Below are 15,226 nucleotides of genomic sequence, written 5' to 3'. Positions count from 1 at the left end.
TCTCATTTCACTGATTCTAAATATTTTTTCGCTTCCTGAACATAAAAGAGTTCTGGATTTTCATGGGCAATGCTTTCAAACAAACTTCGGGCACGAGCCTCATCTCCTTTTAGCTGAGCATTGAGAGCTCCGTAATAAGAGAACATGATTCGAGCTAATTTATTTTCTGGTTCGGTGGTGTCGAAGTAGCCTGTAACTTCTCCATTGAGTATTTTTGATACTGGTTCAATTAAATCCAACATTCTATTTTTATCAATTCTTTTAATTTTTTCCCAATCATAAGAAACTAAAAGTTTAGAAATTTCATCCGTCTCCCTTAAATGAAGGTATGATAATGATTCTATAAATACGATGTTTAGTTCATAAATACGTTTCACATTCAATTTAGAACTTTTAACTCTTATTCGTTCAGCATATTGGATTGCCTCACTAAAATTCCCTTGATAGAAAGCACACCTAGCTAAACCCAGATTTAAGGCATTTAAATTCCCTGTTTTATTATCAGGCCGCCTTTCATAAGTTTCAGTTAAAAGAGAAATATATTTTATAAAATTCACTTGCTCGTATAAAATAACTTCTGCAACGTGATTTACTAAAAAATGAGTTATTACAACGATAATAGTCAGTAATGTTAGAAATATGAGCAATAATGTAGTAACGACGGTTGATTTTACGAATAATAAACTAATTGCTGTTGCTATAATTATCCAACGTAGATAAAATAAAATAAAAACCTCCAGTATGCTGCAGATTCGAACTGATGACCAATTCGAGATATTCTTAGAAATATTATCTAACATAAAAAACTCCTATAAAAAATTACAAACTAATTTATATAAACAAACTAGCTAAATGAGCTAGCAAAGTAGCTCCAGCTTTTAAGAAAAATTAATTCAATTTTATCAGCTGACCATGTTCTAATAATTTCTATAGTTCTTTTCATATAACACTCCTGTTTTTAAGATAATCTCACTCCCCCTTCAGTGCTTCAAACTTCGCTTTCATGGTTGGATTTTTACGTGTCAATTTCTTGACAGAGACATCTTCCAGCTTATTATTAGCCAGACGGAGTTGGTTTTCAGATGTTGTTAGGAACTTTTTAACCTCTTCCATGCGTTTGATCGCCTTGTCGATTTCATCGATTGCTTTGCCAAAGTTGGTCGAAGCAGAGTTATAGTTCTTGGCAAAGGCTAGCTTAAAGGCATCCAAGTCTTCTTCAAAGTGCGTAATATCAATATTTTGCTCACGAACCAAGGCCAGCTCTTGCTTGTATTTTAGGGAATTAAGCGCCGCATTTCGCAAGAGCCCAATCAACTGGATAAAGAATTGAGGGCGAACCACATACATCTTTTCATACTCGTGGCTAACGTCAACAATCCCCGTGTTAAAGTAGTCATTATCAGCCTCAAGCATGGTCACCAAAACGGCATACTCACAGTTCTTCTCCCGACGGTCCCTGTCCAATTCCTTGTAGAAGTCCGCATTCTTATGCTTCTTCTCTGTTCCATCTGCTTCGTTTTTCATCTCAAACATGATAGAAATGATTTCGACTCCATTTTCATCACACTCGCGGAAGATAAAGTCGCCTTTGGAACCACGCGCAGAGACCTTATTATCCTTCTCAAAGTAAGCATTTGGAAAGGCAAAACTGCGGACCTTGTTAAACTCACTCTCCGCATAGTGTTCCAAACTTTCCCCGATAGCTTTTGTAGATTGTTGAGCTTTGAAATTCTTATAAAATTCGACTTGTTCACTGGCTGCCTTGAGCTGGGCTTCGTAGTTTTGCTTAACAGAAGCCAAAGATAACTCATTTTCCTTTTCTTGCAAAAGTAGCTGATTTTTAACCTGATCTCGTTCTTTTTCTAGGTCAGAAAGGGTCTTTTGCAGTTGGTTTTCATGCTCTAAACGCAAGGTAGCCAATTGGTTTTCCAAGGCCTGTACTTCCTTGTCCTTAGCCAATAAAGCCTGATGACTTGTCTGTTCAACTTCTTTCTTAGCCAATTCTTTTTCTGTATCAAAGTTTTGGATTTGACTCTGTAATTGCGCAATTTCTTGGTTTTTTTGAGCCAGTTTAGTCTGTTGCTCATTCATGGCCTTTTGCTCAGCCAAGGCCAGTTCCTGCTTCATCCGATCATGTAGTTCCTTATCAAACTCTGCCGTTCTCACTTGAGACAGAAGTTCAGCATACTGACTTTCATTTACTGTAAAGACTTCCCCACAGTTGGGGCATTTGATTTCGTTCATAACTTTCCTCTTTCTAGACTTCTTTAACCATTATATCATGCCTGAAGGAAAATCAAAAACAGCGAGTCGAAACCCACTGTTTATCTTCTTTTTCTTTAAATTTTTTCCAAGGCCAAGCGCAAATCTTCGATCAAATCATCTACATTTTCAAGTCCGATTGACAAGCGGATTTGGTTTGGTGTGACGCCAGCTGCTTCCAGGTCTTTTTCTGACAATTGACCATGAGTTGTTGTAGCTGGATGGACAACAAGAGATTTAGCATCTGCTACGTTTGCAAGGTCAGAGAAGATTTCCAAACTATCAATTACCTTGCGAGCTTCTGCCTCCCCACCTTTGACATGGAAGGTAAAGATTGAACCCACACCTTTTGGCAAGTATTTTTCAGCCAAGGCATGATAAGGACTATCAGCCAATTTTGGATAGTTGACTTTTTCTACCTTAGGATGGTTGACAAGGAAATCAACAATTTTCTCAGCATTTTGTACATGACGTTCCACACGAAGTGAAAGGGTTTCAAGTCCTTGAAGCAAGAGGAAGGCATTAAATGGCGACAAGGCTGCACCTGTATCACGAAGCAATTGGACACGGACAGCGATAATAAAGGCTGCTGCACCCACATCACGAGTATAGCTCAAATTGTGGTAGCTTGGGTCTTCCTCAACAAATTGAGGGAATTTCCCTGAAGCTGCCCAGTCAAAACGACCACTATCAACGATCACTCCACCAATAGTTGTACCATGTCCACCGATAAACTTAGTCGCAGAGTGAATGGAAATATCTACACCGTGAGAAAAGACATTAATCAAATAAGGTGTAGCAAAAGTATTGTCAGAAACAAGTGGAATCTGGTGTCTATGCGCAATCTCAGCCAATTTTTCCAAATCTGGAATGTTAATCAAGGGATTCCCCAAGGTTTCAATCAGAACAAGCTTGGTATTGTCATTGATAGCTGCTTCCACTTCTTCCAAATTATCCACATCGACAAAGGTTGTTGTGATACCATAACGAGGAAGGGTTTCTTTCAAAAGATTGAAGGTTCCACCGTAAATAGTTGATGCTGCTACAACATGGTCACCTGCATGAGCAAGAGCCAAAATCGAATAAGTCACTGCGGCCATACCTGATGCTGTTGCAAGAGCTCCAACACCACCTTCAAGGGCGGCAATTCTTTCTTCAAAGGCAGCTGTTGTAGGGTTGGTGATACGAGTATAAATGTTCCCTGGTTTTCTCAAGGCAAACAGATCGGCACCTTCCTGCGTGTCATCAAAAACAAAGGATGTTGTTTGATAAATCGGCACTGCACGAGACTTAGTTGCTGGATCAACTACTTGACCAGCATGCAATTGTAAGGTTTCAAATTTAAAATCACGAGTCATAAAACGACCTCCAAATAGTTTGATTAAGGATATTGTAGCACCTTAAGGTATAGTTTACAAATATCAGTTTTCTGTATTTTGATATAAGAAATAGCTATTACCTTATTTTAAAAATGAAAAAAGTACGACTCAATCGTGCTCATTTTCTTAATCTACATAAGTATCTTCGTTTTTATTGAGGAAGGCATATGGAAGACCCATCAAGAGACCTCCTCCGATAAAGTTTCCGATGAAGGTTACACCCCAGTGGCGAAGCATATTTCCAATACCGAAGTTGGCAATTGAGTCAGCAGCAACACTGAATTTCACAATCGCGAAAGAAGCAAAGTTCGCAGCGATGTGCTCGTTTGTTAAGAATACAAACATGTAAATTGCTGATAAAACGAGCCAAAGTTTGGCACCACCATCTTTGACCAAAACAAATGAAAGAATCGCAATATTTACGAAAATATTGGCTAAAATACCTTCAAGTAAGACTAGCTCATTGGAACGGCCTAACTTCATCTCTACAACCCCAGAGATGAAACTATCATGAGTCAGATTTGCATAGGCTGCCGAATGAGCAAATCCCCAACCTGCTATCAAAGCCCCGATAAGGTTGAACAAGGTACAGTAAAGTAAAATCTCAGCTGTTTTTCTCCAAGAGATTTTTTTCAAGAAACTACCGGCTGTCAAGAACATCATGTTTGATGTTACCAACTCAGCATTCAAGAAAACAATGTAGGCCAAGCCCCAAGCAAAGACAAAGGGGAAAAGAAAACGTCCACTACCTGGCGCAATTTTATTAATCAAGTCAGCCCCAACTGCACCAGCAGCAGTACTGAAGGTTAAAAATGCACCTGCGAACATAGAACGAATCGCATACTTAAATTTGCTTTGACTATAAAGACTTTCCTTCTTCTTGCAAGCAAATTCAATCTTTGAGATAAATTCTGAAGAAACCATAATAAACTCCTAAAATTTTTTACCTGATAATTATATCACAAACTTTAGAATTAAGGAAACGTTTTCTGTATTTCATAACAGTTTATTTTGAAACGCAATCTATAAAAAATCAGTAAAACCTAAGATTTTACTGATTTTATCTTTAATAGCGTTGTTTATATGGTTGATTGAAAGCTGTTAGAATTTCTTCAGGGGTTTGTGAATAGTCTTTTGTATCTTTCAAATCACCTTTTACGATAATACGCTCTGTCGCATCATAGTCTACACAGGTTACAAGCGTGATTTCATCAACACCACTACGGTCATCAATCTCATCGACGCGATCTGGAGTCACATGCTTCACTTCACGGATTTCATAGGTATAAACTTTATCCTTATCAGTTAGATAAATTTTCATCCCATTTTTAGCACGTGACAGTGGAGAAAAAAGCATTTGACTGGCATTTTCCGCCGTGAAGATGTGATGGCTCGCAAGTGAATAGTTTCCTTTCCCCATCACTTGGTCACGCTTCATTGTACCAGCTCCATAGAAGAGATTGACATTATCGAGCCCCTTAAAAATAGGCAAGTTAATTTCTACCTCAGGAACAGCAATTCCACCGATAACAGGCAATTTTTGCGAATCCCATTGTGAGGATAAGACAGCTTCTGACGAGATAGCTTTTACTGAATCAAAGTCAAAATTTCCTTCTGTATCTTGATTTTCTTCCAATTTTTCTTTTGATACCTGGCTGACTTGGTATTTATTAGTATTCCAAACCATGAACATATCACGAATTTTTGAATTGAAAATCAAAGCAAGTGACAAGAGAATTAAAAATCCTGCCAGGATATTGATTAGTAAATTTTTACGGTTTGTTTTCTTTTTGTTCTTTTTATGAGACATTATGCTTCACCTTCTGTTTCGTTTTCTGCCCCAACTTCTTCTTTTTCTGCCGCTGTAACCGTAGTAAAGGTTACAATTTTAGCATCTTGGTCCAGGCGCATCACTTTAACTCCCATAGTTGAGCGACCTGTTTGTGAAATATTGGCAACGTTGGTTCGAATCATGACACCTGTATCAGTGATAATCATCAAATCCTCATCGCTTTTTACTGTCATAAGACCAGCAAGGGAACCATTCTTTTCAGTAATTTTAGCAGTTTGCATCCCTTTACCACCACGACCTTTTGTTGGATATTCAGTCGCAACGGTGCGCTTACCATATCCTTTTTCAGTGATGATAAGAACCTCGTCCTGGTCTGTAATCACACTAGCACCAACAACTGTGTCCCCATCACGGAGATTAACACCTTTCACCCCCGTAGCGATACGACTCATTCCACGAACGGCTGATTGATTAAAGCGAACTGCATAACCAAACTTGGTACCAATGATAATGTCCGTATCTTCTTCCGTCAACAAGACATTAATCAGTTCATCTTCATCTTTAAGGTTCAGTGCTTTAAGTCCATTTTGACGAATGTTAGCAAATTCCTTAACGCTGGTTCTCTTCACAATACCATGACGAGTTGTGAAGAAGAGATAAGCGTCATCACTGCGTTCAGAATCAACATTGATGATGGTTTGAATACTTTCGCCTTCATCCAATTTCAAAAGATTGACAATCGGCAAGCCCTTAGCAGTACGGCCATACTCAGGAATTTCATAGCCTTTCAGGCGATAGACGCGTCCTTTATTTGTAAAGAAGAGTAGGTGATCATGGGTGCTAGTTGACACTAACTCACGAACAAAATCGTCATCCTTAACTCCCGTACCTTGAACACCACGACCACCACGTTTTTGAGCGGTAAATTCGTCTTGGTCCAGACGTTTGATGTAGCCCTTGTTAGAAAGCGTAATTAAGACATCTGATTCCTCAATCAAGTCCTCATCTTCAAGGCTTAAGACTTCACCGACCATTAATTCAGTACGACGTTGGTCGCCAAACTTACGCTTAACTTCGTCTAATTCATCTTTAATGATTTGAGAAACACGTTCGGGCTTAGCAAGAATATCTGCTAAATCTGCAATCAGAGCCAAGAGGTCATCATACTCAGACTGAATCTTATCGCGTTCCAAACCTGTCAAACGACGAAGACGCATATCAAGAATGGCTTGACTTTGACGTTCAGAAAGCTTAAACTTACTCATCAACTCAGCTTGTGCTTCCGCATCCGTTTCACTAGCACGGATGATGCGAATCACTTCGTCGATATGGTCTAGCGCAATCAAGAGACCTTCTAAAATATGAGCACGCGCTTCTGCTTTTTCCTTATCAAAACGAGTACGACGAACAACCACTTCTTTTTGGTGCTCAATATAAGCATCCAAAATCTGACGAAGAGACAAAATCTTCGGTACGCCATTTTGGATAGCAAGCATATTGAAACCAAAGTTGGTTTGCATCTGGGTCATCTTGAAAAGGTTATTAAGAATAACATTGGCTGAGGCATCGCGCTTGACTTCGATAACAAAGCGAACACCTTCACGGTTTGACTCATCACGTACTGCTGTGATGCCCTCAATGCGTTTTTCCTGAACCAAACGAACAATATGCTCATGCACCTTTGTTTTATTGACCATATAAGGAAATTCTGTTACAACAATACGCTCACGGCCAGTCTTAGTTTCCTCAATTTCAGTACGAGAACGAAGGACAATAGAACCTTTACCTGTTTCGTAGGCCTTATGGATACCTGATTTCCCCATGACAAGAGCACCAGTTGGAAAATCTGGCCCAGGCAGGACTTCCATCAAGTCCTTAGTGGTCACTTCAGGATTGTCCATGACCAACTTCACTGCATCAATGGTTTCACCAAGGTTATGAGGTGGAATATTGGTTGCCATCCCAACAGCAATACCAGTTGCTCCATTAACCAAAAGATTAGGAAAGCGCGCTGGCAAGACCAAGGGTTCACGTTCATTGGCATCATAGTTATCAACGAAGTCAACTGTATTTTTGTTAATATCACGAAGCATCTCCAGAGCAATCTTGCTCATACGTGCCTCAGTGTAACGCTGGGCGGCAGCACCATCACCATCCATGGAACCAAAGTTCCCATGACCATCTACAAGCATGTAACGATAGCTCCACCATTGAGCCATACGGACCATGGCTTCATAGATAGAGGAATCCCCGTGTGGGTGATATTTACCCATGACATCCCCTGTAATACGAGCAGATTTTTTATGAGGTTTGTCTGGAGTAACACCCAGTTCATTCATTCCGTAGAGAATCCGACGGTGGACGGGTTTCAAGCCATCTCGAACATCAGGAAGAGCCCGCGCTACGATAACACTCATAGCGTAGTCAATAAAGCTCGTCTTCATCTCCTTTGTCAGATTGACATTCACTAAATTTCTATCCTGCATTAATAAATGCCTCATTTCACTATTAGTAATTAACTATATTATACCATAATGTCCGCTATATTTCAGGTATCTAAAACCACTAAAACGTTTACATCAAGAACTGAAATGTATATCCGTGACAAAGCTTTTTAAAAGTGATAAAATTGAAATAACTGGGGAAATCCCTGAATAAAATTAAGGAGATGTTTAGAATAATGACTTCAACTAAACAACACAAAAAAGTTATCCTTGTCGGTGATGGTGCTGTAGGTTCTTCTTACGCTTTTGCACTTGTTAACCAAGGAATTGCACAAGAGCTTGGAATTATCGAAATTCCACAATTGCATGAAAAAGCTGTTGGTGACGCGCTTGACCTTAGTCACGCCCTTGCCTTCACTTCACCTAAAAAAATCTATGCAGCTCAATACTCTGACTGTGCAGACGCTGACCTTGTTGTAATCACTGCAGGTGCGCCTCAAAAACCAGGTGAAACTCGTCTTGACCTTGTAGGTAAAAACCTTGCTATCAACAAATCAATTGTAACTCAAGTTGTTGAATCAGGTTTCAAAGGTATCTTCCTTGTTGCTGCTAACCCAGTTGACGTCTTGACTTACTCAACTTGGAAATTCTCTGGATTCCCTAAAGAACGCGTTATCGGTTCAGGTACTTCACTTGACTCAGCTCGTTTCCGTCAAGCACTTGCTGAAAAATTGGATGTTGATGCTCGTTCAGTCCACGCCTACATTATGGGTGAACACGGTGACTCTGAGTTCGCTGTTTGGTCACACGCTAACATCGCTGGTGTAAACCTTGAAGAATTCCTTAAAGACACTCAAAATGTTCAAGAAGCTGAATTGATTGAATTGTTCGAAGGTGTTCGTGATGCAGCTTACACAATCATCAACAAAAAAGGTGCAACATACTACGGTATCGCAGTAGCCCTTGCTCGTATTACTAAAGCAATCCTTGACGATGAAAACGCAGTACTTCCACTTTCAGTATTCCAAGAAGGTCAATACGGAGTTAAAAACGTCTTTATCGGTCAACCAGCTGTTGTAGGTGCACATGGTATTGTTCGTCCAGTAAATATCCCATTGAACGACGCAGAAACTCAAAAAATGCAAGCATCTGCTAAAGAATTGCAAGCTATCATTGACGAAGCGTGGAAAAACCCAGAATTCCAAGCTGCTTCTAAAAACTAATTTAGATAGTAATAACTCCTTGACTCATCAGGGAGTTATTTTTTATCTGTATTTGAACTAAACATTTTATGAAGTTTACGTAAAAAACAACATAACTTTAAAAGCTATCGTGTCACAGTTTGGACATAAATCCGAAAACTACCAATTAGATCTATCCTCACGTTACAAAAAGTCTGTAGCAAGCAGTATTTGACGCACTTGATACCGTCGCATTAAATCGAAAGTAAAAAGTTTTGCCCCATTTGTGCTCCATAGACAAAAAAAGAGCCCATCATACAGGCTAGAAAGCTTGATATGATAGGCTTTTTAATGTTAGATTAACGTACTGTACGGATACGCATTGTGTTTGTACGAACAGCTTCTCCAACTGGTACACCAGCTACGATAACGATATCGTCACCAGATTGTACAAGTCCTGCTTCAACTGCTTTACGTTCAGCAATTTCGAACATATCATCAGTTGAAGATGGAGCATCTGTCAACATTGGGATAACACCCCAGTTCAACATCAATCCACGTTCTGTCAATTCGTCGAATGTCAATGCCAAGATGTCAGCATTTGGACGGTATTTAGAGATCAAACGTGCAGTGTGACCTGTCTTAGTAAGAGTTACAACCAATTTAATGTCCATTGAGTTAGTAGCATCTTTAACAGCTGAAGCCATTACTTCTGTCTTAGAGTTACGTTCAAATGAATCTGAGTTCAAGCGACCGTATTCGTTAAGAAGAGTTTGAGCGTTCTTGTCGATTGTAGCCATTGTAGTTACTGACTCAAGTGGGTATTTACCGTTTGCAGACTCACCTGAAAGCATTGTTGCGTCTGTACCATCGATAACAGCGTTAAATACGTCTGATACTTCTGAACGAGTTGCACGTGGTTTTTCAGTCATTGTTTCAAGCATGTTTGTTGCAGTGATAACAACTTTACCTGCAGCATTGACTTTCTTGATAATCATTTTTTGGTAAACTGGAACCATCTCGAATGGTACTTCGATACCCATGTCACCACGAGCGATCATGATACCATCAGCAGCTTCGATGATTTCATCCAAGTTATCGATACCTTGTTGGTTTTCGATTTTAGCGAACAATTGAACATGTCCATTTCCAGTTTCTTCACAGATTGCACGAACTTCGTTAACGTCTTTAGCAGTACGTACGAATGAAATCGCGATGAAGTTGATACCTTGTTCAAGACCGAAACGGATATCGTCGTTATCACGTTCAGCAAGTGCTGGGAAAGGAATTTTAGTGTTAGGGATGTTTACACCTTTTTGTTTAGCAATAACACCGTCATTTTCCACTTCAACTTCAAATTCACGAGTTGCATCATCTTTAGCAACAACGAGAAGACCAAGTTTACCATCGTCAATCAAAACTTGACGACCAACTTCAACATCATCATAGATATCAAGAGCACCAGCAACGTTCAATGCGATTACATCACGAGTTGATTTGATTCCTTGTTTAGTAGCAACACGGATTTTCTCACCAGTTGTGTAAGAGTACTCTTTTGCATCTCCTTCAAACAATTCAGTACGGATTTCTGGTCCTTTTGTATCAAGAAGGAAACCAACTTTTTTACCTGCAAGTTTTTCAGCAAGTTTAACAGTTGCCATACGGTCACCTTGTTCTTGGTGGTCACCGTGTGAGAAGTTGAAACGGAATGTGTTAGCACCAGCTTCAATCAATTTAGCAATGTTTTTAGCTGAAGCTTCAACATCAAGTTTTTCGCCCCAGTATCCGTCATCACCGAATTTTTTACCACCACGGATTTCTACCGCAGGTCCCAAAGTTGCAACGATTTTTACACGTTTGTTCATGATTTTTGTGACTCCTTTATATATATGACCTTTTTGGTCTTATTAACTAAATTATAAATTATGACAAGCTCTTATTCAAGCTAGATAGCTCAAGGTCAGCCTTGTGTGGGTTGTTAACCACAATCTTACCATCTGCAGTAAGGCTAAACAATGCTCCTTCTTCTGCAGTTCCAAGAATTGGGTTTTCAACCATTTTCTCGTTACGGATACCAACCGCAACACCACCTATACCTTCTTTAAGAAGTTTAACAGCATGTGCACCCATACGTGATGCCAAAACACGGTCACGCGCAGTTGGAGAACCACCACGTTGAATATGTCCAAGTTCTGTCACACGAAGGTCGCTTGTATCCCCAGCTTCTTTTAGTTTTTGACCAAATTCAGCTGCAGACATCACTCCTTCTGCCAAGACGATGATGTTGTGTTTTTTACCACACTCATAACCACATTTTATGCTTTCTACGATATCTTCAATCTTGAAGCCTTCTTCAGGAATGATGATTTCATCAGCACCAGTTGCGATACCTGCCCAAAGAGCGATATCACCTGCGTTACGTCCCATAACTTCGATAACAAAAGTACGACGGTGACTTGATGACGTATCACGAATCTTATCGATAGCGTCCATAGCAGTCGTAACCGCTGTGTCAAAACCGATTGTGAAGTCAGTACCAACGATATCGTTATCGATTGTACCTGGAAGACCGATAGCTGGGAAGCCATGTTCAGTCAAACGCATAGCACCGTGGTAAGATCCGTCACCACCGATAACAACTACACCTTCAATCCCGTGTTTTTTCAATTGCTCAATCCCTTTAAGTTGCCCTTCAAGTTGAGCGAACTCTGGGTAGCGAGCTGAGTGAAGGAAAGTACCACCACGAGAAATGATGTCTCCTACTGAAGCTGCATCTAGGGGATGAATTTCACCGGCAACCATACCAGCATATCCATCATAGATACCAAACACTTCCATTCCTTCTGAAATTGCTTGACGAACAACTGCGCGGATGGCAGCGTTCATACCAGGGGCGTCTCCACCACTAGTCAAAACAGCAATACGTTTCATATTGGTTATGCTCCTTTTTCTTTTAACATTCTTACTGATTATACCACATTTACGTTGAAAATTCTTCTATTTTCCGTAATTTTAGCGATAAATCGTTTTCATAACTATTCCATTCAATTTCGCTTCTAATTCATCAGATTTAGCTACAAAATGATGGGGAGAAACAATTGTTCTCTGTTCCTCTTCATACCTGATAATGACTGGGATTGGGCCTTTATACTGGTCTAAAATACGTGACATTTCTTGATCCGAATCATGATTTTTCACCTGAATCCAAAAGCGCTCAGCAACTGCTTCTCTTATTTCATGTGCAATCATTTGCAGACGACCGTCACGTGACTGGACTTTCCCTTTAATATAGTAGAAGGCTCCTTCTCTTACTTCCTGAGCAACCTGTCGATATAAATCTGAAAAGAGGGTAACATCCAATTTTTTCTTACTGTCATCCACCTGTAAGAAAGCCATATTTTCACCTTTTTTGGTACGAATTACTTTTATCTTCTGAACTTCAACCAAGATAATAGCATAGCTATTTTCTGACAAATTACTAATAGGAGTAATCGGATAAATAGCCTTACTTGCAATAGCTTGTAGAGGATGTTTGCTGACGCCTACTCCTAGGAGCTCTTGTTCCATGTAGAATTTTTCTTGCTCCGTCCAGTCCTCCGAATCTTGCCAACTATAGATAGTCTCTCCAAATAAGCTTCCTAATACTTTCACAAATTCAAATAGATTAACTAAATTATTGAATACTTTTTTACGATTTTTTTCAAATGAATCGAAAAGACCAACTTTTACCAAAGGTTCCAGCAAGGGAAGTTTCAAATAATTCTCAGGTAGTTTAGCTAAAAAATCTTCAATATTAGAATAAGGTCTATGTTCAATAATCCAAATAGCCAAATCCTTGCTGAGCCCCTTAATCGATTTCAAACCTAGATAGATAGACTTGTTCGCAATTTTATCGTGATAGGGAATAGTATTAATGGACAATGGGGCTACTTCAAAACCTGCTTCTAAGGCATCTGTTACATAATCACTGTTGGCAGAATTCAACATAATCTGATAAAAGATGGCTGGATAATGCGTTTTGAAATAGGCCAACTGGAAGGCCAAGGCTGAGTAGGCATAGGCGTGAGATCGGTTAAAACCATAACCTGCAAACTTCTCCATAACATCAAAAACCTGCTCTGCTTTTTCCACAGTATGACCAGCTTCTATGGAGCCTTGAATAAAGGAAGCCCTCATCTCATGCATGGCAGAGGCATCCTTTTTACCCATAGCTCGACGCAAAATATCGGCCTTCCCAAGACTAAATCCAGCAAATCGCTGAGCAACCTGCATAACCTGCTCCTGATAGAGCATAATGCCATAAGTTGGAGCCAAAATATCCTCCAGAGCTGGATCTAGAACAGTCACTTCTTCCTGCCCATGTTTTCTTGCCACAAAATTATTGATATAGTCACTAGCACCTGGTCGATTTAGGGAAGTAGTTGCTACGACATCTTCAAAACAGACAGGCTGAACACGCTTGAGCAGGCGAATAGCACCAGGTTGCTCAAATTGAAAGATACCTTTTGTATTACCAGACGCAAACAAAGCTAGGGTGTCGTTGTCTTCTAAATCGATTTCTTCAATTTTCAGATGAATCCCTTCTGTTTCAGCAAGCAACTCTTGCATTTTCTGGACAAAGGTAAGATTTCGCAGTCCCAGAAAATCCATCTTTAAAAGTCCGCTAGCTTCAACACCATGAGCATCGTACTGAGTCAATGGAATTTCATCTCCATGCTTTAGAGGAATGTAGTCAGTCAAATCTTGGTCACTGATTACAACACCAGCTGCATGGACAGAGGTTTGTCTTGGATAGCCCTCAATCTTGCAAGCAATTTCAAAGGCTTTTTGGTATTCTAACTTACTATTAATTTGCTGACGAAACTGGAGATTCCCCTCATAGGCCGACTTGAGATTATCACGAAAACTGATTTTCTTGGTAATTGCAGATAATTCATACTCTGGCACACCAAAACGTTTCAAGACGTCACGTAAAGCTTGCTTGGCCCCAAAGGTCGAAAAAGTAACGATTTGAGCCGCATGTTTACTACCATATTTATTACCAACATATCTGATAAAATCTGGACGATAAATATCTGGAATATCAATATCAATATCAGGCATGGTATAGCGTTCACGATTGAGGAAACGTTCAAAAATCAGATTTTTCTCTACTGGGTCAATCCCTGTAATGTCTAAAGCATAGGAAACCAAGCTACCAACTGCGGAACCTCGTCCCATTCCCATATAATAGCCATTCGAACGTCCAAAACGCAGCAAATCCCAGACGACCAAGAAATAATCATCAAAGCCCATATCATGAATAACAGCCAATTCTTGGTCTAGTCGTTCTTGATATTCTTTACTAGTCAACCCCTTCTGAGCAAGCCCAAGCTCAGCGCGTTCTCTCAACTCTTCTACTGCTGGTCTAGCTGGGTTAAAACGAGGCAATTTTAGACTAGTATCCAAGTCATAAGAAATACCTGAAATCAGCTTTTCTAAGTTTTCCAAGGCTTGAGGAAAACGTTCTTGGAATAGTTTCTCTAAAGAACTTGCTGATATAAAAACATCTTGTCTCGAACGCAAGGGAACTTCTCTGAGTGGTAGATTTTCTTTAATCGCTGTTAATACTTGAAGAACTTCTCTATCCTTACTTTCAAATGTATTGACCCGATACAATGGCAAAATAGGATGGTGAAATTCGCTGGCCAGTGTTTCTGGGTAAACCCCTATATAGTAATCACAGCCTAGATTTAACAACTCAAGCTCTTCAAAATAAGGCACAATTACCGCAATATCCTCTAGATACTGAGATAGAACTGACCAACTTTTCTCCCCCTGCATCTTGGCTGTTGAAAGCTTCATCAACTGCTGATAGCCCACACTAGATAAAGCTAAAAAGCGCAGATTCACATCCTTATCATATACAAGCACATTCATTTCAAGCCCTAACAAAGGATGAATGCCGTATTTTTTTGTAACCTCTAGAAAGTCGAAAGCCCCATAAAGATTGTCAATATCCATCATAGCCAGATGAGTGTAGCCATAGTCTTTTGCTACTCTCACATACTTGTCGATTGAAATGACACTCTCCATAAAACTATAGACTGTTTTTGTATCTAGTTGTGCGATCAATTTACACTTCTCCTCTATCGTTCTCACTATATTATACCATTTTCAAAAAGAGAA

The 15,226-nt window shown here is 39.7% G+C and carries 10 protein-coding genes; 1 reads left to right on the top strand and 9 read right to left on the bottom strand.

All coding sequences use genetic code 11. The features are described from left to right. Positions 1 to 2: 2 nt before the first annotated feature. The 6 genes from QM408_RS03635 to gyrA form a co-directional block, all read right to left on the bottom strand. A complete protein-coding gene (locus QM408_RS03635) occupies positions 3 to 800 on the bottom strand; it encodes a hypothetical protein (protein WP_261051362.1) in 798 nt (265 codons plus the stop codon). A 169-nt stretch (positions 801 to 969) separates the two neighbouring features. Next, positions 970 to 2,244, bottom strand: a complete 1,275-nt coding sequence (locus tag QM408_RS03630; RefSeq protein ID WP_414373631.1) for a DUF2130 domain-containing protein — start codon at positions 2,242 to 2,244, stop codon at positions 970 to 972. Positions 2,245 to 2,339: 95 nt separating this feature from the next. Continuing rightward, positions 2,340 to 3,620, bottom strand: a complete 1,281-nt coding sequence (locus QM408_RS03625; RefSeq protein ID WP_023947192.1) for an O-acetylhomoserine aminocarboxypropyltransferase/cysteine synthase family protein — start codon at positions 3,618 to 3,620, stop codon at positions 2,340 to 2,342. A 147-nt stretch (positions 3,621 to 3,767) separates the two neighbouring features. Further along, entirely contained in the window at positions 3,768 to 4,565 is a 798-nt protein-coding gene (locus QM408_RS03620; RefSeq protein WP_261121771.1) for a formate/nitrite transporter family protein, read from the bottom strand. Between the two features lie 142 nt (positions 4,566 to 4,707). Continuing rightward, complete coding sequence (locus QM408_RS03615) at positions 4,708 to 5,451, bottom strand: class A sortase (RefSeq protein ID WP_000018500.1); 744 nt, start codon at positions 5,449 to 5,451, stop codon at positions 4,708 to 4,710. After that, positions 5,451 to 7,919, bottom strand: coding sequence for a DNA gyrase subunit A (gene gyrA / locus QM408_RS03610; RefSeq protein WP_247949295.1), 2,469 nt, complete (start codon positions 7,917 to 7,919; stop codon positions 5,451 to 5,453). The genes QM408_RS03615 and gyrA overlap by 1 nt, the downstream gene beginning before the upstream one ends. Before the next feature lie 194 nt (positions 7,920 to 8,113). Between gyrA and QM408_RS03605 the strand changes: the two genes are divergently transcribed. After that, positions 8,114 to 9,100 carry an L-lactate dehydrogenase gene (locus QM408_RS03605; RefSeq protein WP_000204728.1) on the top strand — a complete coding sequence of 329 codons (987 nt, stop codon included), beginning with the start codon at positions 8,114 to 8,116 and terminating at the stop codon, positions 9,098 to 9,100. A 317-nt stretch (positions 9,101 to 9,417) separates the two neighbouring features. Here QM408_RS03605 and pyk read toward each other — a convergent pair whose 3' ends face one another. From pyk to QM408_RS03590, 3 genes are all read right to left on the bottom strand, one after another. Beyond that, positions 9,418 to 10,923, bottom strand: coding sequence for a pyruvate kinase (pyk, locus tag QM408_RS03600; RefSeq protein ID WP_414373626.1), 1,506 nt, complete (start codon positions 10,921 to 10,923; stop codon positions 9,418 to 9,420). A gap of 58 nt (positions 10,924 to 10,981) precedes the next feature. After that, positions 10,982 to 11,989 (bottom strand): 6-phosphofructokinase, encoded by a 1,008-nt coding sequence (gene pfkA, locus QM408_RS03595; RefSeq protein WP_000820863.1) that lies wholly within the window; start codon positions 11,987 to 11,989, stop codon positions 10,982 to 10,984. An 81-nt stretch (positions 11,990 to 12,070) separates the two neighbouring features. Further along, positions 12,071 to 15,172 carry a DNA polymerase III subunit alpha gene (locus QM408_RS03590; protein ID WP_414373623.1) on the bottom strand — a complete coding sequence of 1,034 codons (3,102 nt, stop codon included), beginning with the start codon at positions 15,170 to 15,172 and terminating at the stop codon, positions 12,071 to 12,073. Between the last annotated feature and the right edge of the window lie 54 nt (positions 15,173 to 15,226).

Origin of the sequence: Streptococcus mitis (genome assembly GCF_047464965.1) — a bacterium.
GTDB classification, from domain to species: Bacteria; Bacillota; Bacilli; order Lactobacillales; family Streptococcaceae; genus Streptococcus; species Streptococcus mitis_DU.
This window is presented reverse-complemented; position numbering and strand designations above follow the sequence as displayed.

Excerpts from the sequence above, each read along its gene's own strand:
- QM408_RS03635 (WP_261051362.1), bottom strand. The coding sequence starts at position 800 with ATGTTAGATAATATTTCTAAGAATATCTCGAATTGGTCATCAGTTCGA.
- QM408_RS03630 (WP_414373631.1), bottom strand. The coding sequence starts at position 2,244 with ATGAACGAAATCAAATGCCCCAACTGTGGGGAAGTCTTTACAGTAAAT.
- QM408_RS03625 (WP_023947192.1), bottom strand. The coding sequence starts at position 3,620 with ATGACTCGTGATTTTAAATTTGAAACCTTACAATTGCATGCTGGTCAA.
- QM408_RS03620 (WP_261121771.1), bottom strand. The coding sequence starts at position 4,565 with ATGGTTTCTTCAGAATTTATCTCAAAGATTGAATTTGCTTGCAAGAAG.
- QM408_RS03615 (WP_000018500.1), bottom strand. The coding sequence starts at position 5,451 with ATGTCTCATAAAAAGAACAAAAAGAAAACAAACCGTAAAAATTTACTA.
- gyrA (WP_247949295.1), bottom strand. The coding sequence starts at position 7,919 with ATGCAGGATAGAAATTTAGTGAATGTCAATCTGACAAAGGAGATGAAG.
- QM408_RS03605 (WP_000204728.1), top strand. The coding sequence starts at position 8,114 with ATGACTTCAACTAAACAACACAAAAAAGTTATCCTTGTCGGTGATGGT.
- pyk (WP_414373626.1), bottom strand. The coding sequence starts at position 10,923 with ATGAACAAACGTGTAAAAATCGTTGCAACTTTGGGACCTGCGGTAGAA.
- pfkA (WP_000820863.1), bottom strand. The coding sequence starts at position 11,989 with ATGAAACGTATTGCTGTTTTGACTAGTGGTGGAGACGCCCCTGGTATG.